The sequence below is a fragment of the Streptomyces sp. NPDC046197 genome (assembly GCF_040646295.1).
In the GTDB taxonomy this organism is placed as follows: Bacteria; Actinomycetota; Actinomycetes; order Streptomycetales; family Streptomycetaceae; genus Streptomyces.
In genome coordinates this window covers 232,448-254,405 of record NZ_JBEYZY010000011.1, presented here as the reverse complement: position 1 = coordinate 254,405, position 21,958 = coordinate 232,448, and the positions used below count along the sequence as shown (strand labels likewise).

Below are 21,958 nucleotides of genomic sequence, written 5' to 3'. Positions count from 1 at the left end.
CGACCGGTGATGACAGCACCACTGGTGACCACGGTCAGGGACATCTGATTGCTCTGCCCGGACTCCACAAGGGCAGCTATCGCAACGAGCAGCTCGTCAAGCTTCGGCATGGGGTCGGATTCTATGCACCGGCCCGCCCGGGCGGCTTGGACGATGGCGCAACCGGGCGAGACGGGCGCATACGGCTCCCCTGGTGCCGCACTACAGGGCCCGGGGGTGCGCATGTGCGGCGGCTGCGAGCCAGGGGCGTGCTTCGAGGCATTGGTCTGCTGCCGTTCGGCTGCCGCAGGTCTTCGATGAACGCTTGTGCGGTATCGCGTGCGTCGGCAAGGGCCGCGTGGAACGGGGCAGCTGTGGCGTTGACGGACATTGTGTTCATCAGGGTCGCCCTCGTCTGCGGATCGTTCATGCCCGGCCCTTGCCTACCCGACCCTGCGCCCCGCCCGCCAACCCACCCGAGCCACCGTGCTCGCCGGAGGGGGCTGAGAATCGCGGTCGACGCGCCGCGCCGGTCGGCGCCGCCACGGGAAGCCCCGCGGGCGGCTCTGGGTCTCGTCCGTGCGTCGGACCTGCGCTGCGGACAGCCCCCAGTATTCGCAGGTCGGCTCAGCGGGAGACCTCATCGTCGAGCCGCAGCAAATCTATGCTTGCTGGAGTAGACATTCGATGTCTCCGTGATTATGGTTTCTTTCGCAGCCGAGATCGAGCAAGGCCCGGCAGACGCGAACTGCCGGGTAGCAGTCCACGTATGACGGTGCGGTGGTGGAGTTCCGAAGCCAGCTTGTTGTACGACGGCGACGGGACTGACGACCGGACCGGGTGGCCCGAAGTGATGAGGGGCCGCCGCGAGCAGGACCGCAGTTGACGCGGTTGCAGTACCAGTAGTACGCAGTCCCTGTTTGCAAGTGATTGGTTCCGAGGGAAGAACGGAGGAGTCGAGCACCATCAGGATCGCCCGGGCGGAAGACGCGAGCCCGGGTACCGCAGGACATCGATAGGTAGGTGGTCTCCGGTCACGCATCCGCGATCCCCGCACCCCCGCCGGAGTATCAGGCGACCGGGCGGAAACAGAAGGCCGGCGCAGCACTAGGGCCGGCAGATGGTGTTGCAGTTCCTTCGGGGCCTTGGTGCCAAACGGCACCAAGGCCCCTCCACGCGTTCCGCAGAGAGGTGAGATGACAGCAGACGAGTCGCTAAGCCGTCTCGACGACGACGACTACCCCGCCTACACGATGGGCCGGGCCGCCGAGTTGCTCGGTACCACTCCCGGCTTTCTCCGCGCCATCGGCGAAGCGCGGCTGATCACACCACTGCGCTCCGAGGGCGGACACCGCCGCTACTCCCGCTACCAACTGCGCATCGCGGCCCGCGCGCGTGAGCTCGTCGACCAGGGCACCCCGATCGAGGCCGCATGCCGGATCATCATCCTCGAAGACCAGCTCGAAGAAGCCCAGCGCATCAACGCCGAATACCGCCGCACCGGCGGATCGTCCAGTCCATCGGCCGCAGCCTGAGGTGAGCGGGCCCGCCGGTATCGGCGGGCTGTCACACCCACGCGTGGCCGGGCTGCGGCGCGCAGAGATGGTGCTCGTGTCCGAACGGCTGCCCCGTCAGTAGACGGCGAGGGAGATGGCGATGTAGTGCGCGGTGAAGGCCGCCACGGTCAAGGCGTGGAACACCTCGTGGAAGCCGAACCAGCGGGGCGAGGGGTCGGGGCGTTGGACGGCGTAGACCACCGCGCCTGCGCTGTAGAGGAGACCGCCGGTCACTGTCAGGGTGACCACGGCCGCACCGCCGGTGTGCAGGAAGTCAGGCAGGTAACGCACCGGTGCCCATCCCAGGGCCAGGTAGCAGGGGGTGTACAGCCAGCGGGAAGCGTTGACCCACAGCACGCGGAAGGCGATACCGGTCAGCGCGCCCGTCCATACGATCCACAGCAGCAGGTTTCGCCGATCGGGAGGGAGGAGGAGCACGGCCAGAGGGGTGCTGGTCCCGGCGGTGATCAGGAAGATGTTGGCGTGATCGAGGCGACGCAGGACGGCCTCGCCCATCGGCCCCCAGGTACCGAGGTGGTAGACGGCGCTCGTGCCGAACAGCAGCCAGGCGGTGACGGAGTACACGGTGCAGGCCAGGGCCGCCTGCTGGGTCCGAGCCAGGCAGACGAGGACGATGCCGGCGCTCACCGAGGCAGGGACCATCGTGGCATGGAGCCAGCCACGCAGCTTCGGCTTGACCGGCTCGACCAGGTCGGCAACCGGGTGAAACTCCTCCCCGGCATTGCCATGATGTGATCCGCCGTGGAGACCGGCTACGGCGTCCCCAGACACAACTTCCCGTCCTGTCCCGTTCTTCTGGGCATCATTGGCAACCATCCGATCATGCTAAGAGCCTGCCCGTGGCAGCGTCCGTCGAGGTCGGTCTCGCCACCAACTCGGCCTGCGGTGGCCGCCACAGGAGAGTCACGCCGGGCGGGGGGCCGGTGGTGCGGATGCGTGCCATGCCGTTTCGGGGGTATTCGTGCGCCTTAACCGGGTTGCTCAGGATGAGGGTGGCGGTGTGGGCCCAGTGGTGCACGAAATCGAGGACCAGGCGCTGGCCCGCCGCCCGATACTGTCGGCCCGCGCCTTCGAGGGCAGCGAACCGATCGCCGAGGCCCGCAGCGCGGCCCGCCGCTTCCTGACCGACGTACAGGCAGTACACGGCATCCTGGTCTGCGACCGCGCGATGGGCACCGTGCAGCTGGCCGTCAGCGAGCTGGTCACCAACGCCTACACGTACGCGCCCGGCCCCTGCCTGCTGGACCTGGAGGTCAGCGAAGGCGCCGTCCAGGTCAGCGTCTGGGACACCGACCCGACACTGCCCGCGGCCTGCCCCGCAGACCCGGGCCGGGTCGGGCAGCACGGCCTGGAGATCATCATGGCCGTGTGCCAGAGCTTCGAGGTGCGCCGCGAGCCGGTGGGCAAGCGAGTCAGGGCCGCCATCGTGCTGGCCGACGACCCCGGCGGAAATCCGGCCGGCCGCCTGCTGTGACCGCCCCTGGGCGCCGGAACCTGGCGCAGGTGTCTACCGGCCCTCCAGGTAGTCGGCGGCCCGCTCGGCAGCCTCATGGAGAGTCCACCGCCGGGCCGGTGGCCGATCCCGCCAACCAAGGCCCTCCAGGCCGTCGGCCGCCCGCTGAGCAGCCTCCTCCAACGACCGCCGCGGCGGCCCCCCTGCTGCGGCGAGCCTCCCGCCGTCGTTCAAGGAAGCGGGCCAGCCACCGTCAGACATGACGCTCATTTGACGCTCCGGCCGCCTCACAGCCCGCGCCCAAGGCAGGAAAACCCCATGTGACTTGCAGATTCTCCTCCCGTCCACACACCTTGTGACGTGTTTCCGATGACGCATCACGTGGCGTGCGTGGCGATTCTGGAGCCTGCGGACAAGGGCGCCTGACCTCGGGTTCGTGAGCCAGGCGCTTGCAACAATCAGGCGGCGACGAGCTCCTGCTCACGGTCCGGCGTCTTGACCTCGGGCTTCTTGTTCGGCAGCGAGAGCCGGAAGACCTTGCGCCACGCGGAGAACACCTGTTTGGGCAGCGGTCCGGTGACGTACTCCAGCTCGTACTTCTCGAACAGCGCGCGCACCTTCACCGCGACCTCGGCGTACCGGTTGCTCGGCAGGTCCGGGAACAGGTGGTGCTCGATCTGGTGCGACAGGTTGCCCGTCATGAAGTGCATGGCCCTGCTGCCGCTGATGTTCGCCGAGCCCATCATCTGGCGCAGGTACCACTGGCCGCGTGTCTCGCCCTTGATCGACCGGCGCTCGAAGACCTGCACGCCCTCGGGGAAGTGCCCGCACATGATCACCGAGTGGGACCAGATGTTGCGGACCAGGTTCGCGGTGAACGTGGCGGCGAGCGTGGGGAGGAACGACGGGCCCGACAGCAGCGGATGGATCACGTAGTCCTTGAGCACCTGCTTGCGGATCTTGCGGCCCACGGCCTTGGCCCGCGCGCGGAACTCCGGGTTCTTGCGGCGGCGCTTGTTCAGGTTCTTGCCGAGCTCCAGGTCGTAAGCTGCGATGCCGTACTCGAAGAAGCAGGCGTTGATGAGGTTCCACAGCGGCTGGCCGAGGTGGAACGGGTGCCACTTCTGGTCCTCGTCGACGCGCATGATGCCGTAGCCGAGGTCGTTGTCCTTGCCGATCACGTTGGTGTACGTGTGATGCAGCTCGTTGTGCGAGTGCTTCCACTGGTCGGCCGGCGAAACGTGATCCCACTCCCAGGTGGTGGAGTGGATCTTCGGGTCTCGCATCCAGTCCCACTGGCCGTGCAGGATGTTGTGGCCGATCTCCATGTTGTCCATGATCTTCGCCACGGACAGACCGGCGGTGCCGAGCAGCCACGCGGGCGGGAAGATCGAGAACAGCAGCACGCCCCTGCTGACCAGCTCGAGCTTGCGCTGCGCCGAGATGACCTTACGGATGTAGGCGGCGTCTTTCTCCCCGCGGCCGGCGATCACCTCGTCGCGGATCGCGTCCAGCTCGCGGCCGAGGTCCTCGATCTGCTCCGCGGTCAGGTGGGCGGTGGGGTCGATGGCGGTCAAGGTGCTCCTACCGTTCGATGTCGCAGGGGCCCGCTGCGGCGGACACGCAGGTCTGGATGAGGACGCCCGGCTCGGCCTCGGTGATCTCGCCGGTACGCAGGTCGCGGACGGCGCCCGCCTTGAGCGGCGTGATGCAGCCGAAGCAGATGCCCATACGGCACCCGGAGGGCATGAGCACGCCGGCCTCCTCGCCGATGTCCAGCAACGGCGTGGCGCCGTCCGCGTCGACGGTCTTGCCGGTGGCGCTGAACGTGACCTCGCCTCCGTCGCCGGCGACGACGATGCCGGGGCGGAAGCGTTCGGTGTGCAGGCGCACTTGGACGCCGTGCCCGCTCCAGTGCTCTTCGGCGGCGTCGAGCAGGCCCGCGGGCCCGCAAGCCCAGGTCTCGCGCTCGGCCCAGTCGGGCACGAGTTCGTCGAGACGGGCGATGTCGAGCATGCCGTCCGTGTCGGTGTGCACCTCGATGAGCCGCAGCTTCTCGTCCGCGACCAGATCGTGCAGTTCGTTTCGGAAGATCACGTCCTGCGCCCGTGGCGCGCAGTGGACCATGACGACGTCGTCGAACTCGATGTCGCGCAGCATGCCCATCACAGGCGTGATGCCGCTGCCGGCCGTCAGGTAGAGCACCTTGGCGGGCTTGGCCGGCGGCAGCACGAAGTCACCGGTCGCCTGGTCGAGCTGGATCAGCGTGCCCGGTTTCGCCCTGCGGACCAGGTGGTTGCTGACCTTGCCGTCCGGGATCGCCTTCACGGTGATCGTGACGCGGCCGTCCTGGCGGTTCGTCGGCGAGGTGATGGAGTAGGCACGCCACAGGCGCACCCCGTCGACGTCGACCCCGATCCGCACGTACTGACCGGCTGTGTGGCCGCGCCAGCCCCGTCCCGGCCTGATCACGACAGTCGCGGCGTCACCCGTCTCGGGGTGCACGGCCTCGATGCGCCCACGCAGGTCAGCGCCCGCACGCAGTGGGCTGACCAGGTCGAGGTAGTCCGACGGCAGCAGCGGCGTCGTGACCATCTCCAGCAGTTTCCACGCCCTGCTGCGGAGGGCTGCACTCGTCATGACTCCAGCTTGCTGCGTCTCAGGGCGTAAAGTCCTGACCGTAGGACGTGAATCTGGTGGGTGGAATTGTTCGCAGGAAACAAAGACGTGAGCCATGCAATCCGGAGGGCCAGCGAACTGGCCCTGGATGAGACGACGGTCACCGCACTTCGGGCCGCGCTGAAGACCACCGCCGACGAGGTCGTCCAGGCGATCATCGACGAGGTCCCTTCCTACGCCAACGCCCTTTCGGGCCACATGGGCGGCACCATCCGCCGAGCCGTTCGCACCGCTCTGGGGCACTACCTGGACCTCGCGAGCGGGAACGCCACGGGCGGCGACGGCGGTGACGCGGCCTACGAGCTGGGCCGCGGCGAGGTGCGCGACGGCCGTTCGATGGACGCCCTGCTCAGCGCCTACCGCGTCGGCGCCCGCGTGGCCTGGCGATGCCTGGCAGCGGGCGCCGTGTCCGCAGGTCTGCCCGCCGCCGAGGTCGCCAAGTTCGCCGAGCTGACCTTCGCCTACATTGACGAGCTCTCCGCCGCGAGCGCCGCGGGCCACGCCGACGAACTGGCCGCCCGGGGCAGGGCCCACGAGCGCCACCTGGAACACCTGGCCCGCGACCTCCTCGCCGGCGCGAGCCCGGACGTGTTGCTGGCCTCTGCTCAACGGGCCGGGTGGCAGCCTCCGGATTCGCTGACGACGGTCCTGCTGCCCGCCGCCCAGGCCCGGCCTGCCTACCGCGCGCTCGACCCGAGCACCCTCGTCCTCGACGATCTGCCGGACGCCACAGGTGTGCTGCTCGTCCCCGATGCCGACCGATCACATCTCTTGCGGCAGCTGACCGACCGCACCGCAGTGGTCGGCCCGGCCCGGCCATGGACTCGTGCGTCCGCCTCGTACGCACGAGCCCTACGCGCGCGCTCCCTCTCCTCTGATATCCGCGACACCGAGGACCACCTGCCCGAGCTGGTGCTGAGCGCCGACGTGGACGCGTACGCAGACCTGCGTGCCCGAGCCCTCGCACCGTTGCACACCTTGCCTGTCGCGACCGCACGGCGGCTGGAGGAGACGTTGCGGGCGTGGCTGCTGCACCAGGGCAGGCGGGACGAGGTGGCGGCGGCGTTGTTCGTCCATCCCCAGACAGTCCGGTACCGGATGTCGCAGCTGCGGGAGCTGTTTCCGGATCTCGCATCGCCACACCGGGTCCTTGAACTGACGCTGGCGGTCGGTCTTCGGGCCAGTTGACGCGTACTTCGACCGTCCACGAACTCCCGGCGGATCCCGGCATCGTGCTCGGTGTCTACCTGGACGTCCTTGCAGCCGGGACGGTTCGGGTGAGCGACGCGATCAAGGTGCAGCAGGTCGGCTGACAGGGAGCGTTCCACCACAAGTCGCCCACCTGCCGATCCGTCAGGCCCGCGTCTCGCACGACCAGCCACACCCGGTCGCGACTGAGCGGGAGTTGGCCGAGAAGGACGCCGGTCGCGTCGAGCAGGGTGTTGGCGAAGGCTGGAGCCGGTTCGATCAGCCGCGCTGGCCACCCCTCACTCTTTATGCCTGAGCATCTGAATCGTCAGCGCCTCTCGTGCCCGCAGTCTCACGATCAGTACGTTAAGAATCGGGAAAGGCGACCTCGCACATCAGCGGTCCCCGCGTCAGGACGGATTGAGCAACACAGCCTTTGAGGTTCGTGATTCTGCCCTCGGCGACGTCCGAGCTGTAGGGCAGAGTCACGGCGGCGTGCACCGCGTCGAGGCCGTCCAGCAGGCCAGCGGCGAAGCGGACGGGCGGGGCGAGGCCGCTGGCGGCCGCTCGTGATCCAGCGGTCCATCAGGACTGCGCCTTGTTGAAGATTTCCATGCGCGGTTCGCCGACGCGAGCAGTCGCGAGGAGGCCGGCGAGGAGTCGGTGCTGCAGGCCACTCGGATCACGTTGGGTTGGCTGGCTCACCGCATCGGCCAGCTCTCCGAACAGGTCCGGGACGTGGAGACTCGTCTTGCCCGGCTCGTGGAATGCCATGCTCCGCAGCTGCTCGACGTGGTGGGGATCGGCCCGGACACGGCGGTCACGTTGCTGATCACGGTGGGAGACAACCCGGAACGGCTGGACAGCGAGGCGTCGTTCGCCGCGCTGTGCGGTGTCAGCCCTGTCGAGCGCTCCTCGGGACGCAGGCAGTTCCGTCGCCTCAACCGCGGCGGCGACCGGCAGGCCAACGCGGCGCTCCACCGCATCGTGTTCACCCGTCTGCGGGTCGATCCGCGCACTCAGGACTACTACGAGCGCCGGATCAAGGAGGGCAAGACCCGGCGCGAAATCGTCCGCTGCCTCAAACGCTATGCGGCCCGGGAGGTCTTCCACCTGGTCACACCTGTGCAGTCGCAACCCCCGTCATAGGGGCAGTCGTGAGACGTGAGAGGGTCTGGGGCGTGAGTGAGACACCGTCGAACACCCTGCAATACCGCTTTGACGGGCCAGAAGACGCCCCGGTCCTGATCTTGGGACCGTCGCTCGGGACAACATGGCACAGGTTGTAGAGACCGTCCAGGGGTGTCTACGCCAGTCCAGCGCGGGCACAGAATTGCAGGTCAGAGCCACTTGATCCGGGAGGGTCTGGCCAGTTGGTGATGGTTGTGTGATACGCGGGTGATACGGCGAAGCCCCACCGAGGTCCGTCCCTGGCGGGAGCTCTGCGCGGCTGCGTGAGACGGCGAAGCCGCACCGGAGCACTTCGATGCGGCTTTTCCGTGGGATCGAGCGCGATGGCTCGCACGCTGCGGTCGGTGCCTCGTGCGGTCCGTGTGCCTGTGGCTCTCCCGGGTGCTTGATTTGCAGACGCACCCACTCACTCGTCCGTGCGAGGGGTGCATCCTCTCCCAGCAGTAACGGAGATCGTCGACTTCCGCCTGCCCGCGGGAGGCCGACCCGGTTCTCCGGGACAGCGGGGAGGCAGTGCCGCAGCGTGTGGGCGGCCCGGGTATCGTGCTGCGGTTGCCCGCTGCCACGCCCGACAGCCCCGTCACGGTGCTCCGGCTGTCGGGCGTGCGGGCATCGTGGCGTTCTTCGAGCTGTCCAGGGGGCGTCTGTGACCGGCGTGTCTTGGGGGCACGCTGCGTCGACCGCCGGTCGGGATGGTGCGTTGCTGGTAGCGGGCCGGCCGGGTGTGTCTCCAACGGGGGCTACGCGACCAGGCGTCGTCACGGCTGTGACCGTCCGCGCGGTCCGGGGCCGGCTACGCGGTGAGCCGTCGGGTCGGAAGGTGAACGAGCAGGACCGGTACGACCCCTGCCCGGCGTACCCGCCGACGTCGGGCGACGGGGAAGTGACCCCGCTTCACCCCAGCTCGGCTCCCTTGGCCGCGGCCTCCTCTTCTGTCCGGGCCTGGCCGGTGGCGAGGGTGCCACAGGCGCTCTCCAGGTGCGCCCGGACGAACCACTGGAACTGCTCCAGGTCCCGCAGCTGCTCGATGAGCAGGTCCTCGGTGGCGGTGTCGATGTCACCCGCCTCCTTGATCGCGGCGCGGACCGCTTCGGTCACTCCCGTGTAGACGAGGTCGAGCGCGCCGAGGTGGGCGATGTCGTCGGCCCGGCCGAGGGAGTAGTCGTCCCACGTGCGCTCGGTGACGAGTGCGCCCGGCGTCCCCTGCGCGACGCCGCCCAGCGCGGCGATGCGTTCCGCCACGTCGTCGGCCATCTCTCTGACCCGGTCGACCTGCGGGCCGATCATCTCGTGGACGTCGACGAAGTGCGGCCCGACCACGTTCCAGTGCACGTGCTTGAGGTTCGCATGCGTACAGTCGGCAGCCGCTCGCCTACGGCCCTGCGCGGCAGCCCGCTGCGGGGTCGGGCTCGCTATGGCCACGGAGGCGGCGCGCGGCGGGGGCGAGGCACTGGTACGGCGCCTGGCCGCGGAGGCCATGCGGATCGCCCTGCTCGGTCGTGAGAAGTAGACGTGTCCCAGGTGGCGGCGTCGCTGGCCACCATGACCGTCTGCATCGAGGCGGACGTGACCGATCAGGCCGCGCTCGACCGGGCCGCGCGGCAGGTCGAGGAGCGGCTCGGAGCGGCCGGTGTCGTGGTGGCCGACGCCGGCATCGCTGTAGGCGGGCCTTTCAGCCGCACCGATGCCGAGCTGAGGCGACGCGTCGCCGACGTCAACCTGGTCGGGGCTGCGAACACCGCCCGGGCCTTCCTTCCTCAACTCACGTTCGTGGTCGGCCGCATCACCCGGCACGGACTGCGGGAGGGATCGACCGACGAGCTCGGTGCCGATGTCGAAGCCCTGGGGGCGGATGGCCGTGCCGACTGGACGTCGGTCAGACCCGAGACCTGAACCGCAACGGGGCCGGGAGGCGTCCAGAGGGTGCCCGACAGACAAGCCACGAGGCTCGGTAGGACCCCGGTAACTACCTGCCTGGGCCCTTCTGCCGTGCACGGCTTCAGCGCACTGCCCGAGGAGTGGTTTCCCAGGACGGAAGCGGCCGTAGAGCCCCCAGGCGGGTAGGTGGTCGCCATGGACGAGGATGACGCGGCCGCGGCGCTGCGAGCGGCGCTCGACCAGCTGGCGTTCGCCACCCGGAGCGCGGCAGCGCTGTCGAGCACGCTGAACGCGGTCGAGGGGCTCAGGCGGGTGTGCCGCGTGCTGGTGCCGGGACTGGCCGACTGGGCCGCGGCCGATCTGATGGACGAGGACGGCGCCGTCGAGCGGGTCTGTGTCTCACACCGTGACCCCGACGCGGCCCTGACCGGCCTGACGGGACCGTTGCCGCCGGTGCCGGAGACGGCGACAGGCCCGCTGTCCCGGGTGCTTCGCGGCGCCGGCCCTCTGCTGTTGTCGGCCGGGCGGCTGCCGACCGCGCAGGAGGCATCCGATCCGCTGCACACGGCAACCATGCAACCGTTCGCCCGACTCGGGGGAGACTCCGTGATCGTGGCCCCCTTGCGGGCACGTCGGCGAGTGCTGGGTGCGCTGACCCTGGTCCGGGGCGAGGGACACCCGCCGTGGGGTGAGGCGGACCTGGCGCTGGTCGAGGACCTGACCCACCGCATCGCGCTGGCCCTCGACAAGGCCAGGCTCTACGCCGAGACCCAGGCTGTCGCCGTGCGCCTCCAGCGCTCCCTGCTGCCGGACCTGCCCGTCGTACCGGGTCTGCGCATCACCGCCCGCTACTCCCCGGCGCTCGCCACCGCGCAGATCGGCGGTGACTGGTACGACAGCTTCGTCCTGCCGGAAAGCGGTGACACCACTCTGATCATCGGCGACGTCACCGGCCACGATCTGCATGCCGCCGTGACCATGAGCCAGATCCGGAACATGCTGCGTGGCATCGCCTGCGACCGCCGGGAGCCCCCCGGCATGATCCTGCGCCGCTTGGACCTCGCAGTCGACGCCCTCTACAGCCACCGCACCGCCACCTGCGTGTACGCACTGCTCAAGGGCCAGGAGGGAGGGCCGTACCAGCTGGAGTGGGCGAGTGCCGGACATCCACCACCCCTGCTGGTCACCGCGGACGGCGACACCACCTACCTCTGGGAAGCACACGGCCTGCTGCTGGGCGTCGACCCGCACGCCGAACGGCCCAGTGCCTGCCTGCCCCTGCCCGAGGGCAGCACCCTGCTGTTGTACACGGACGGTCTGATCGAACGGCGCGGCGAATCCATGGATCACGGCATGACCCGGCTCCGGCAGCACGCTGCCGCCCTGGTCGACCAGGACATCGACGAGCTGAGCGACGAGCTGATGAACGGACTCGTGGCAGGGGCCCACGACGACATCGCCCTGCTCGCCCTGCGACTGCCGCAGTCGGATGAGGGCGTCTCGCCCTGAGGCCGGATGCTCGCCGTACGCGATGTAAGTCTGGGGTGGGACGTTTTGGCCAGGTAGGTTCGGGGACTCGTTGGGCGGAGGTCGTGTCGCGTGCGGGTTCGGAAGTGAGCTGGCATTCCATTCGTCCGCCCGCCCTGCCGTCCGGCTCAGAACGCGGGCGGCAGAGCTGTGCTGCGTTCAGATCACCGTGCCCTGGCCAGTGCCTTGCTCAGAGCGGTGCGGATCTCGTCCGGCAGCTGTTCGCCGTGCACCCAGTCCACGATCAGTTCGGATACCTGCCGCAGTTTCGTATTGGTGCGCTGTGAGACCTCTCGCAACACTTGGAATCCCTGCTCGGGATGCAGGCCACCGAGGGTGATGACCACGCCGGTCGCCTGGTCGACCGCGGTGTGGGAGACGACGGCCTCCTGCAGCTGACTGATTTCCGTCTGCAAATCGCTGATCTTGTTCAGGAGCGGTGTCCGTCCCGGAACCAAGTGCCCCTCGAGCCGCATCGGGGTGCCGTTCAGAGACTTTTCCATCATGATCACATCCCAGACCGCGGGTCTCCCGCCCGGGTCGACGATGCCGTACGGAATTGCGAGGACGACAATTCGACTATTACCCCGGATGCTGTCTCCGTGCATCCCGTGCCACGGCGCGCAGCGGCCGGTGGCGTGGACCTCACTCAGCGGGAGCGGATCACGGCTCACGACCATACGATCGAGCGCCTGTCGCACATCGCGGCAGGGCATTCGGGTGTGGGGGACTCGGGTGGGGGGACCCGGAGGTGGGCTGCGTTCAGCAGCGTATCCATGGGGCTGGCTGTGGTGACGGCCAGTTCCGTCTGGATGTTGGGTGGGCGTTCGAGAGGGCGACCCCGCGTGGGAGGCCGGCCGCAGACTTCTCATCTCGGCGGGCACCCGTGCACGATTGCGGTCGAGCGCTTCGCCTTCCACGGGCTGACGAAGCCGGTCGGGCGAGGGCGGCGACCTACTCGCGGGTGCGGGGTACTCGAAGAGGAACCCATCGGGGTGCCGACGTCTCTGTGACCCGCCGGCCCGGGGGCCGCGCACCGCGGTGGGTCCGTGCGGAAAGGACGGCGGCGACGTGGCGGAGGGCCTGAAGTCCGGCGCAGAGCACGAGCGGCGGCTGTCCGCGGGGGAGCCGGCTCTGTGGCAGCAGGTGGTCGAGCAGCTGGGCACGGCCCTTGCCGTGATCGATCCGGCCGGGCGGATCGTCGCTGTCAACCAGGCCGCCGAGCGGCTTCTGCAGCGCGCAGCAGGGTCGGTGTACGGGCGGGATCTGCACGACCTGTGCCATCGCGACCCAGGAGGTGCCCTCATCCCGCGGGAGCGCTGTCCGCTGCTGCGGGCACTGGCCGAGAGGCGTGCGGCACGCGGGGACGACGACAGATGCCTGCGTGGTGACGGGCGGCTGGTCCCGATCTCCTGGTCGGCCACCCCCCTGGCGGACGGCGTGTCCGGCGTCTGCCTGGGCATGGTCGTGCTGATCGTCGAGACCGCGGCGGACCGCCGTGCCGGTAGGGAACGAGCGGAACGCGCCGAGCAGTCGGAACGGGTGGAACGGGCGGAACGAGCCGCTCACAGGAGCGCTCTGGAGAGTCTCGCCGAGCGATTGACACTCGTCGCGGAGATCACCGACGTGCTCGGTCAGACCTTGGATGTGGACGAGGCCCTCACCCGGTTGAGCCGCGTCCTTGTCCCCCGCCTCGCCGACTGGGCCGCGGTGGACCTGCGGGTCGGCTCCCGTCAGGTGCACCGAGTGGCCGTGACCGGGCCGGAGGGCCGTGCAGCCGGGCAGGAGGACTGGCGCGGTCATCTGCCCCCGGTCGGGGAGGCGACCCACTCGCCCCTGGTCCAGGTACTGAACGAAGGCGCTCCCGTGCTTCAAGAGCGGGTGGACCTGGACGCACCGCCCGACTCCCCGCTGGCCAGCGTGCACGACGCCTTCCTCGGAGCGATCGGCGCGGCATCCGCCATCACGGTGCCGCTCGGCAGTAGACGGCAGGTCACCGGTGCCCTGACGCTGGTGCGCACCGACCCGGCCCGGCCCTTCGACACCGGCGATCTCGACGTGGCCGGCGACATCGGCCGCCGGGTCGGTCTGGTCATCGACAACGCGCGCCGGTTCGGCCGGCAGCGCGCGGTCGCCGAGGCCATGCAGCGCAACCTCCTTCCCCCGCTGCCCGCGCACGGCCGGTTCCAGCTGGCCGCCCGGTACCAGCCCGCTCCGCCCGGCTCCCAGGTCGGTGGTGACTGGTACGACGCCTTCGCGCTGAGGGACGGCACGCTCGCCCTCGTCATCGGCGACGTCGTCGGGCACGATCTGACCGCCGCGGCCGGCATGGCGCAGCTGCACGGCATCCTGCGCTCCCTCGCCTGGGACCATGCCGAGCCGACCGGTGCCGTCGTGGACCGCCTCGACGACGCCATGCACGCCATCACCATCGTGCGGATGGCCACCCTCGTCCTCGCCCGGGTGGAAGGTCCGGACACCGGCCCCTGGACGCTGCACTGGACCAGTGCGGGGCACCCGCCGCCCCTGCTGCTGACCCCCGACGGGAGCGCGCAGTACCTCGAAGCCGGGCAGGGACTCATCCTCGGAACCGACCCGTGCGCCGGCGATCCGCGCCCGAGTGCCGCCCACGCGCTGCCGCCGCGGTCCACGCTCCTGCTCTACACCGACGGCCTGATCGAAGTCCCCGGCAGCGACTTGACCAGAGGGCTCAGCCGACTGCGTCGCCACGCTCTCGCCCTCGCCCACGAACCTCTGGACATCTTGTGCGACCAGCTGGCGGCCCGGACGCCCCTGGGCAGCACGGACGACGTCGCCCTTCTCGCCCTGCGCCTGCCCGTGCCCTGACCGGGCCGAGGCGTGACCCATGACCGGGGCGGCTGTTCACGTCCCCGGAGCAAGCGCCAGAATGCGGAACGGACCGGGCGACACGGACTGAAGGCCGTCGTCTCCGGCGTACTGCCAGCCCCAGGACCGCATGGTCTCGACGGTCCTGCCGTCCCGGACGTCCACCAGTGCGACGCCGAGCGCGGCGCCGTGGTCGGCGAGCAGTCGCCGCTGCAGGCGCCGGGCGAGGTTCCAGACGTGGTCCCGGTACTCCCGGCGCACGCGAGGCGGGACGACGAGCCCGGAGACGACGAAGAGCCGCCCGGAGGCGGCGCGGCGGAGCAGACCTCCCCGGACGTGCCCGTCGAAGCCCGCCCACCATGGACCCGAGCCGCCTGTGGGGAAGCCATAGGCGTAACCGGTCAGGGCGGTGGTCTCGGCGATCAGCAGCGAGAACCCCGGCCGTCGTGTGTCGGCCGTGAGATGGCCCAGGAAGGGGCCACGTGCCTGGTTCCACGCCCACGGGTCACCACCGGAGGTTTCCGCGTACAGGTCGCCCAGCTCCTGCAGACGGTCCGCGACCTGACCACGCGTCAGCCGATGGATCCGATCTGCAATCTGGGGCGAGGACGTGCGCTCCCTCTGCGGCGGGCCCTGTTCGCGGGTACGCGGCCTGCCCCGTGCGGGCCGGAGAGCGGGGAGGGCCAGGGTCGTCGGGGGGAGCACCTGCGCGGTCATTGCCAACCCTGCCCCCGGGCGCGGGCGATGGCCGCCCCGGCGTCGTCGATCCCCGAGAACGGCACCGGTGCCTGAGGCGGTGCGCGGCGTGCCCTCGGTGTGTCCACCGTACTCCCGGCCGGGCCCGCCCCGGCGGGCCCGGCGGTCGCCGACACCAGGAACGGCGCCGACCGTCCGCGTACGGGCGCTCTCCTCCGGCCCAGGCCGGCTCGCGTGGTCACCGGGCTCGGCCGGGGGACCGGCAGGCGGCCGGCCGCCCGGCCGGTCATCCGACGCAGGGCCACCCGTACCCGGCATACCCTGCAGAGGAGGCTGCCGTGGAAACGCGACGCAGGCCCCCACACCGTCGCCGGCTGCGTCGGGCAGCGACCCGAATCGTCGTTGGTGCACGTTTCGCACCCGTCGCCTGTCAGGAGGTCCGTATGGAGCAGCTGCCCGCCGGTCGCGACCCGGCTCCATGTCGCCCTCGACACCGCGCACGCCGCGGAACCCGCACGCTCCGGCTCGCGACCAGCAATTCGACAGAGCACGCGCACGCTCACGCCGACGAGGTATGACCCGGATCCGCGAGGCCACGAGGATCCGCCGGCGTGTCCGTCCCCCGTGGCCGTGACCTCGGAGAACGACAGCCATGACGAGACTCCGCGAACGCAAGAACAACCGGGAGGCGGTCCTGCGATCCCTCTACGGGGCCGTCGAACGCAATCGCCCCGAGGTCAGCGGTTCGGTACTCCGCGCCGAGCTGTGCCTGCCCGACGAGGACCTCTCCGCCGCCTGCTCTTATCTGGCCGACGAGGGACTGATCAGCGTGGACTGGACCTCGCACCGGACCCCCGCGGCCGTCTCGCTGACACATGAGGGCATCCGCCTGATGGAGGAGCTGGAGGAAGAACAGGGGGAACACGGCAGGGCAGAGAAGACGGAGCCGGACGGCTGACCCGCGCGCTTCTCCTGGGCCCAGGTGTAGCCTGATCGTACCGAGAGCTTTCCGCGCAGCGCTTCCGGCGGTGCCGTTCCCGGCGAGGGACGAAACGGGCAGTCGTCCTGCGGCTCCCGGGACGGGACCGGACCATGGAACCCAGCAGTACGTCGGCCGGAGGCGTCTCCGGTGCCGGCGCGCACACGTACCGCATGCCCCTGCCCCGCCTGACCCTCACCCCGGACGTCAGCCACGGTCCGCTGGACGGGGCCTGGTGGCCGCGCTGCGACGCGCTGGAGCTCGAACTTCCCTCGCTAGTCGACTTGTTGGAGCCGGAGCCGGGGGCCGTGATACGGGTCACCGTGGACCCCGCCGGGTGGCCCGGCGCCCCGCACACAGTCATGGCCCCGGGCCGGGTGATCGCCGTGGAACCGACCGGACCCGGAAGCGACGCGCACGTCATCACCCTGGACTGCGGCGCCGTGGGACGCTGGGTGCTCCTGGTCGTCCCGCCCGAGGAGCCCGCCGGAACAGCCGTCCGGCTACTGGCCGCCGCTGCCGACCCGGAGAACCCACTGACCGCCGCGAGCATGCTGGCGCTCGCCGATGCGGGTCGCCCGGTGGGCGCGGCCGGGGAGGCGGAATGAGGCACGGGCCCCCTTGGGAGCCCGCGGCAGGGACGACCGGCCGGCCTCGACCACCATCCTCGCGTGAGCCGTTGCCCACTCTGAATGACACTTCTGCGCTCTTCGAGGAGTGCCGCATCGTCCGCACGTACGGCGAACTGGACACGCAATCAGCGGCCCCACTGGTCCGCGCCCTGACCGAGGCCCGAGCGGCCCCGCCCGGACGGCTCTTCCTGATCGTGGACCTGAGCGAGGTGACCTTCTCCGACTCCAGCGTCCTGTCCGCGCTGTGCGAGGCGTGGTCCGACTGCCGCGCCCGGCGCGGCTGGGTACGCATCGTGTACGACAGCCACACGACCGACCTGGTCTTCCGCCATACCGGCCTGCTCGACCGCTTCCCCGCCTACGCGAACGCACAGGACGCCTGGGAGGGACGAACGGCCGACGCCGCACGCCGCCTCCCCGCGAGCGCATCGCCCGCCGCCGAGGCGCGCTGTCCGGCCGGGGTCCACATGCCGCGCCGAACCACCCGACAGGACACCTCATGAGCGACCAGCTGCGGCGCCCGCCACCGGCCCCGCCCCTCCTTCGCCTGTACCTCGCGCCCGAGAGCACCGTGCCACGCCGTATCGACGGGGCCTGGTGGCCGCGGACCTTCGACCTCCTGGCGGAACTCCCGTCACTGCTATCCAGCCTGCCCCGCGCCTGGGGCCAGATCGTCAGTGTCCTGGTGAACGGCACAGGGTGGGCGGGGGCCCCGGGCCGCATGCTCGTCTGCAACCAGGTCGTCCGGCTGCGCAGGACCGCCACGGTGCGCACGCCGAGCACCATCGTGCTGATGGCCCCCGCCCATGGGCGCCGGGATCTGCTGGTCGTGCCACCGGAGGCCACCGAGCAGGCCGCGGACGCGCTCATGTCCGCGGTGGGACTGACGCCGGAGCAGGGTCACTTCGCGAGCTGAGTGCGTGGGTCCGGCCCGTCCGGCGGCACAGGCAGGCACATCCGGCGAGGATGCGCTCGCTTCGTGGGTGGACGCCGGCCGGCTGCGGGCGAGGCTTCTTCCGGCGCAGCCCTGCGCGCGACGCGGCGCAAAGTCTGGGACGGGTACGGCGGCTTACGGCTGTGCTGGTTCAGACAGGGCGGCGAGATCGTCTACCGCCGGCGCCGGTGCGTCATGCTCGGGCGCTGCTGATACGGGCTCGCCGCAGTGGCGCTCCTGCTCGGTGGAGGCTGGCGAGTGCTTGCCGGTAGGAGGCGATCAGTCCGGTTTCCCGATAGTCGACTCCCCAGTCCTGGCAGTAGCGGCGGACGACGGGCCGGGCCCTGCGCAGGTGGGAGCTGGGCATGCTGGGGAACAGGTGGTGTTCGATCTGGTGGTTCAGGCCGCCCAGGGCGAGGTCGGTGAACCAACTGCCGCGTACGTTGCGTGCGGTGAGGACCTGGCGGCGCAGGAAGTCGGGGCGGTCCTCGCCGGTCAGGATCGGCATGCCCTTGTGGTTGGGGGCGAACAGACAACCGAGGTACAGGCCGAACAGGCATTGGTGGACGGCCAGGAACGCGATCGCCATACCGGGCGGGAGGACGAGGAACACTGCGGTCAGGTAGGCGGCGGTGTGCCCGTAGAGCAGCGTGCCGTCCAGGGCGCGGTTCTTCAGGGCGCGATTGCCCAGTGCTCGCGCGCTGGAGACATGAAGGTTGACCCCTTCGAGCAGGAGCAGGGGAAAGAAGAGGAACGCCTGCCGACGGCCGATGATCCTCGGCAGTCCGGTCGCGGCGCGGGCTTGGTCCTGGGACCACACCAGCAGGTCCGGGGCGATGTCGGGGTCGAGGTCCTCGTGGTTGGGGTTGGCGTGGTGGCGGGTGTGTCTGTCCTGCCACTATCCGTAGCCCATCCCGATCGCGGCCCCGGTGATGCGGCCGGCCGTCTCGCTGGGCCGGCGCCGGCGGAAGACCTGGCGGTGCGCGACGTCGTGGGCGAGCAGAGCCACCTGCCCGAACATCACGGCGAGGAACGCGGCGAGCGCCAGGGTCCACCACCCGGCGCCGATGACGACGAACGCGCTCCAGCCCCGACGGCGCAGGGTATGCGTGGTCATGGTCTCGGAGTGTCCTTCCCGGCTGACGGGCCGCATCCGGTCGTGCGGTGCAGGCCGGATGCGATGCGGCAGCCGGGTACCCACATTCCTGCCTTCGGACCGGCACCCGATGCTCGTCGGTCGGAGCTCCGGATGTCGCGGGCTTTGACATAAGGCCCCCACGGAGGGTGGCTGCTGTCGATGAACCAGCCGCGCTGGCAATCGGGGCGAAGCGGCATGACAGGGGTATAAGACACTAGCCTCGGGCCATGGTGACGCGTACCCGGCTGTATCACGACGGCACTCTGGTCCTGGAGGGCTTTCCCGCCAGTGACGTCTCAGCGCATCTCGCTGATCCGGCGTCGGTCCTGTGGCTGGACCTGCACCGGCCCGGAGCCGCTGAACTCACCATGCTCGGTCGGGAGTTCGGCATCCACGAACTGGCTCTGGAGGATGCCGCCCAGCGTGGACAGCGGCCGAAACTCGACCGCTATCGCACCCACGAGTTCCTCAGCGCCTATGCCGTGGCCGTCAGCCCGGACGGTGCGCAGCTGACGTACAGCGAGATCGCCGTATTCCTCACCGGCCAGGCCATGATCACCGTCCGCAAGGACGACGGCCTCGACATCGAGGACGTCGTCGCCCGCTGGGACGAGAGCCCGGATCTGGCCGGCCACGGCGTCGGATTCCTGCTGCACGGCCTGCTCGACCATCTCGTGGACGGACACTTCGCCGCCGTCCAGCAACTGGACGACAGCATCGAGGAGCTGGAGGGCCTGCTCTTCGCGGCCGGGCGCCGTGAGATCGAAGCCGTGCAGCGCCGGGTCTTCGCACTGCGCAAATCGCTCGTCCGGCTGCGCCGCGTCGTGCTTCCGATGCGCGAGGTGGTCAACGGGCTCATGCGCCCCGGCCTGCACCTGATCACCGACCCTCTCGTCCCGTACTACCAGGACGTCTACGACCACGTGCTGCGTGCGACCGAGTGGACGGAATCACTGCGGGACCTGGTGGCCTCGGTCATGGAGACGAACCTCTCGGTCCAGGCCAACAGCATGAATCTGATCATGAAGAAGGTGACGAGCTGGGCCGCGATCATCGCCGTTCCCACCGCGATCACCGGCTACTACGGCCAGAACCTCCCCTATCCCGGTTTCGGCCACGAGTCGGGCTTCATCACCTCCGCCGCCGTCATCGTGCTCCTGTCCGCATTGCTGTATCTGACGTTCAAGCGCAAGGACTGGCTCTGACCGGCATCGGCACCGGCGACCAGGTCCTGAAGGTAGGAAACTGCCTGGTCATCCCGGGCTTTTCGGACCGGTGAGCGGAGTAGTGTTGAAGACACCGGGAGTTCTTCGCGCACCGGCTCCGACGCGGGTGCCGTTCCCGGTGATCGACAGCGCCGGGCCGCACCCACGAGCCCGGGGACAGGTCCGCGCCATGGCTGTGACCATTGACCGTACGACATCGATCAGATGTGCGCCGCCGCAGCCGGCCCGGCTGTCCCTGACGCCCGCGCCGGGCGGGCTGGACGGTATGTGGTGGCCTCGCTCCCGTGCCTTCACCCGTGAGCTGCCGTCGTTGACGGCCGCATTGGGCGATCTCTGGGGTCGTATCACGGGTGTCACCGTGCACCCGGCCTACTGGCCCGTCCTGCCGCACTGGGTGTCCTACGCCGGGCGCACCGTGCAGGTGGGCTGGTCCACCGAGGAGCAGGATCCCCACAGACTCACTCTTTTCTCCGCTGACGGCCGCCGGGACGTGCTGGTGATTCCGCCGGAAACCGGTGCGGATGCCGCCGCGCAGTTGATGGTCGGCGACGGCGTCGATGCCTCGGCCCGGGAGCAAGCAGCAGACAGGATCGATGCACGAAACAGGGAAGAAGCCTGGGAGGCCGACGGCGGAGCAGGTCGACCGTCGTCCCTGCCCCGGCCCATCGGCTCGGCAGGGCCTTCGCCCGCCGGTCGGCGGAGGTGAGATCCCATGCTCGTCATCGCCGTGGCCGTGCTGCTCGTCCTGATCGCCGTCGGAGTCGTTCTGATCCACCGGCTCAACGGCCAGCACGCCGAACGGATCGCTGCCTTCCACTACAGCGATGTTCTGCCGGGGATCGGGCGTCGGGCCCGGAGACACCGTCGGTCGGTGGACGCGACCGTTCCGACGCGCCCCACCGCGACGGCGACCGCGGATGACATCGGCTTCGGCCCGACCGTGGGCAGTAGAGGAAGGCGCGTCATGGCGATGTTGCGGGACCGGAAGACGTACCGCGAGAGGATCATGCAGGCTCTGTACCAGGCCGCCGAGGGCAATCGCCTCCTGGGTGTCGATGGGGCGAAGCTCCGCACGGACCTGGGTATCCCTGAGCAGGACATGGCCGCTGCCTGTATGTACCTGGCAGGTGAAGGCTGGGTCGTCGTGGACTGGGAGAGGGGCAACACGCCCGGGATGATCACGCTGACGCACCAGGGGATCCGGCAGATGGAGACGGAAGAGGAAGGGCGTGGCTGAACCGCCGCGTCGGCTTCTCGGACCGAAGTGAACCCTCGCAAGGATTGCTTATGGCGGATTAGTCCCTTTGACGTAACCTGGAGAGCGGGTCGGCGCACGCTCACGTGCAATGACCCGGAAGGGCGGCTCCGGCGGGTATACGCCGGAGCCGTTGCCTGTTTCCGCAACCGCGCCTGCGGCGAAGCGCTCGCGGGCGCGTCGTGCGGAGTACCGTGAGGTAGCAGGGTCGTATCGTGGTCGCACGCCGTGCGGTCGCACTGCTCTCTGCGGACGGGCGGACACCATGGCAGGCTCAGACACCCCCGACTTCCCCAGGCTCCTGCCGGACGCCGTGCACCGGTCGGTGAAACCCGGAACGGCCCTGCTGCGACTGGAGACCACCCACGCACGCGAGGGAATCCTGGACGGCGCATGGTGGCCGCGGTCCCGGGACATCGGTGCCGAGCTTCCCTCGCTGATCTCCGCGTTGACCGAGCATCTCGGGCCTGTCACCCGGGTCGGTCTGGACGGCAGCGCCTGGGACGAACTGCCGACCCGGGTGATGGTCGACGACCGGGTCGTGCACATCGACTCCTTCCCGGTCGGTGACGACACCGTCCTCATCACCCGAGGCGAAGGGGACCTTTTCTCTCTGTTGCTGGTTCCTCCGGACACGTCGCCCGACGCGGCACGCGCCGCGATGGCCAGGGCCGTACGGGCCGCAAACGTCACCGAGGCCAGGCAGATCCTCATCGAAACGGGCAGCGACACGCCACCTACGCCGGCCTGACACGTCCGTCGCAGATCGACTCCCCACC

Annotated in this window: 21 protein-coding genes and 3 pseudogenes; 17 read left to right on the top strand and 7 right to left on the bottom strand. The window is 69.8% G+C overall.

All coding sequences use genetic code 11. The features are described from left to right. Positions 1 to 1,175 precede the first annotated feature (1,175 nt). Positions 1,176 to 1,514, top strand: a complete 339-nt coding sequence (locus AB0A61_RS18335; RefSeq protein WP_158925729.1) for a MerR family transcriptional regulator — start codon at positions 1,176 to 1,178, stop codon at positions 1,512 to 1,514. Positions 1,515 to 1,610: 96 nt separating this feature from the next. On the opposite strand, the gene AB0A61_RS18330 is transcribed toward AB0A61_RS18335, so the two are convergent. Further along, entirely contained in the window at positions 1,611 to 2,372 is a 762-nt protein-coding gene (locus AB0A61_RS18330) for a hemolysin III family protein (RefSeq protein WP_361292822.1), read from the bottom strand. Between the two features lie 184 nt (positions 2,373 to 2,556). Here AB0A61_RS18330 and AB0A61_RS18325 point away from each other — a divergent pair, with 184 nt between their 5' ends. Continuing rightward, complete coding sequence (locus AB0A61_RS18325; protein ID WP_361292820.1) at positions 2,557 to 3,030, top strand: ATP-binding protein; 474 nt, start codon at positions 2,557 to 2,559, stop codon at positions 3,028 to 3,030. Between the two features lie 437 nt (positions 3,031 to 3,467). Here AB0A61_RS18325 and AB0A61_RS18320 read toward each other — a convergent pair whose 3' ends face one another. Together AB0A61_RS18320 and AB0A61_RS18315 are read right to left on the bottom strand one after the other, a co-directional pair. Then, entirely contained in the window at positions 3,468 to 4,586 is a 1,119-nt protein-coding gene (locus tag AB0A61_RS18320; protein ID WP_361292818.1) for an acyl-CoA desaturase, read from the bottom strand. Between the two features lie 7 nt (positions 4,587 to 4,593). After that, entirely contained in the window at positions 4,594 to 5,649 is a 1,056-nt protein-coding gene (locus tag AB0A61_RS18315; RefSeq protein WP_361292816.1) for a ferredoxin reductase, read from the bottom strand. A gap of 87 nt (positions 5,650 to 5,736) precedes the next feature. Between AB0A61_RS18315 and AB0A61_RS18310 the strand changes: the two genes are divergently transcribed. From AB0A61_RS18310 to AB0A61_RS18295, 4 genes and pseudogenes are all read left to right on the top strand, one after another. Continuing rightward, complete coding sequence (locus AB0A61_RS18310) at positions 5,737 to 6,876, top strand: helix-turn-helix domain-containing protein (protein WP_361292814.1); 1,140 nt, start codon at positions 5,737 to 5,739, stop codon at positions 6,874 to 6,876. After that, positions 6,873 to 7,001 (top strand): hypothetical protein, encoded by a 129-nt coding sequence (locus tag AB0A61_RS18305; protein WP_267911787.1) that lies wholly within the window; start codon positions 6,873 to 6,875, stop codon positions 6,999 to 7,001. Before AB0A61_RS18310 ends, AB0A61_RS18305 begins: the two co-directional genes overlap by 4 nt. Positions 7,002 to 7,539: 538 nt before the next feature. Then, positions 7,540 to 8,025 (top strand): transposase, encoded by a 486-nt coding sequence (locus AB0A61_RS18300; RefSeq protein ID WP_361292812.1) that lies wholly within the window; start codon positions 7,540 to 7,542, stop codon positions 8,023 to 8,025. A gap of 32 nt (positions 8,026 to 8,057) precedes the next feature. Continuing rightward, positions 8,058 to 8,156 (top strand): annotated as a pseudogene (locus tag AB0A61_RS18295) (3-oxoadipate enol-lactone hydrolase); the annotation flags it as partial. Between the two features lie 805 nt (positions 8,157 to 8,961). Here the strand turns inward: AB0A61_RS18295 and AB0A61_RS18290 are convergent. Beyond that, positions 8,962 to 9,408, bottom strand: a pseudogene (locus AB0A61_RS18290) (DNA starvation/stationary phase protection protein); the annotation flags it as partial. Positions 9,409 to 9,579: 171 nt separating this feature from the next. On the opposite strand from AB0A61_RS18290, the gene AB0A61_RS18285 reads away from it, so the two are divergent. Both AB0A61_RS18285 and AB0A61_RS18280 read left to right on the top strand, forming a co-directional pair. Further along, complete coding sequence (locus AB0A61_RS18285; protein ID WP_361292810.1) at positions 9,580 to 9,960, top strand: SDR family NAD(P)-dependent oxidoreductase; 381 nt, start codon at positions 9,580 to 9,582, stop codon at positions 9,958 to 9,960. Positions 9,961 to 10,140: 180 nt separating this feature from the next. Next, positions 10,141 to 11,454: a GAF domain-containing SpoIIE family protein phosphatase gene (locus AB0A61_RS18280; protein ID WP_361292808.1), complete on the top strand. Its 1,314-nt coding sequence runs from the start codon at positions 10,141 to 10,143 to the stop codon at positions 11,452 to 11,454. A gap of 182 nt (positions 11,455 to 11,636) precedes the next feature. Here the strand turns inward: AB0A61_RS18280 and AB0A61_RS18275 are convergent, their stop codons facing one another. Beyond that, positions 11,637 to 12,146, bottom strand: coding sequence for an ANTAR domain-containing protein (locus AB0A61_RS18275; RefSeq protein WP_361292806.1), 510 nt, complete (start codon positions 12,144 to 12,146; stop codon positions 11,637 to 11,639). A gap of 397 nt (positions 12,147 to 12,543) precedes the next feature. On the opposite strand from AB0A61_RS18275, the gene AB0A61_RS18270 reads away from it, so the two are divergent. Continuing rightward, the gene (locus tag AB0A61_RS18270) at positions 12,544 to 14,319 is read left to right on the top strand and encodes a SpoIIE family protein phosphatase (protein WP_361292804.1); all 1,776 of its coding nucleotides are present in this window, start codon (positions 12,544 to 12,546) and stop codon (positions 14,317 to 14,319) included. A 36-nt stretch (positions 14,320 to 14,355) separates the two neighbouring features. Here AB0A61_RS18270 and AB0A61_RS18265 read toward each other — a convergent pair whose 3' ends face one another. Continuing rightward, the gene (locus AB0A61_RS18265; RefSeq protein WP_361292802.1) at positions 14,356 to 15,036 is read right to left on the bottom strand and encodes a hypothetical protein; all 681 of its coding nucleotides are present in this window, start codon (positions 15,034 to 15,036) and stop codon (positions 14,356 to 14,358) included. Between the two features lie 631 nt (positions 15,037 to 15,667). Here AB0A61_RS18265 and AB0A61_RS18260 point away from each other — a divergent pair. The 4 genes from AB0A61_RS18260 to AB0A61_RS18245 all read left to right on the top strand — a co-directional run bounded on the left by AB0A61_RS18260 (position 15,668) and on the right by AB0A61_RS18245 (position 17,542). After that, positions 15,668 to 15,973: a hypothetical protein gene (locus AB0A61_RS18260; protein ID WP_361292800.1), complete on the top strand. Its 306-nt coding sequence runs from the start codon at positions 15,668 to 15,670 to the stop codon at positions 15,971 to 15,973. 134 nt (positions 15,974 to 16,107) lie between these two features. Continuing rightward, on the top strand, positions 16,108 to 16,602 hold the full coding sequence (locus AB0A61_RS18255) for a DUF5994 family protein (RefSeq protein ID WP_361292798.1): 495 nt from the start codon (positions 16,108 to 16,110) through the stop codon (positions 16,600 to 16,602). Positions 16,603 to 16,673: 71 nt separating this feature from the next. Further along, complete coding sequence (locus AB0A61_RS18250; RefSeq protein ID WP_361292796.1) at positions 16,674 to 17,129, top strand: STAS domain-containing protein; 456 nt, start codon at positions 16,674 to 16,676, stop codon at positions 17,127 to 17,129. Continuing rightward, positions 17,126 to 17,542, top strand: coding sequence for a DUF5994 family protein (locus AB0A61_RS18245; RefSeq protein ID WP_361292794.1), 417 nt, complete (start codon positions 17,126 to 17,128; stop codon positions 17,540 to 17,542). The genes AB0A61_RS18250 and AB0A61_RS18245 overlap by 4 nt, the downstream gene beginning before the upstream one ends. 211 nt (positions 17,543 to 17,753) lie before the next feature. Here the strand turns inward: AB0A61_RS18245 and AB0A61_RS18240 are convergent. Continuing rightward, a pseudogene (locus AB0A61_RS18240) lies at positions 17,754 to 18,650 on the bottom strand (acyl-CoA desaturase); the annotation flags it as partial. Between the two features lie 275 nt (positions 18,651 to 18,925). Between AB0A61_RS18240 and AB0A61_RS18235 the strand changes: the two are divergent. From AB0A61_RS18235 to AB0A61_RS18220, 4 genes are all read left to right on the top strand, one after another. Beyond that, positions 18,926 to 19,903, top strand: coding sequence for a magnesium transporter CorA family protein (locus AB0A61_RS18235; RefSeq protein ID WP_361292792.1), 978 nt, complete (start codon positions 18,926 to 18,928; stop codon positions 19,901 to 19,903). Positions 19,904 to 20,093: 190 nt separating this feature from the next. After that, positions 20,094 to 20,630, top strand: a complete 537-nt coding sequence (locus AB0A61_RS18230; RefSeq protein WP_030645391.1) for a DUF5994 family protein — start codon at positions 20,094 to 20,096, stop codon at positions 20,628 to 20,630. Between the two features lie 258 nt (positions 20,631 to 20,888). Further along, the gene (locus AB0A61_RS18225; RefSeq protein WP_030645389.1) at positions 20,889 to 21,161 is read left to right on the top strand and encodes a hypothetical protein; all 273 of its coding nucleotides are present in this window, start codon (positions 20,889 to 20,891) and stop codon (positions 21,159 to 21,161) included. Positions 21,162 to 21,444: 283 nt separating this feature from the next. Then, positions 21,445 to 21,930, top strand: coding sequence for a DUF5994 family protein (locus AB0A61_RS18220; RefSeq protein WP_351945045.1), 486 nt, complete (start codon positions 21,445 to 21,447; stop codon positions 21,928 to 21,930). Positions 21,931 to 21,958 lie beyond the last annotated feature (28 nt).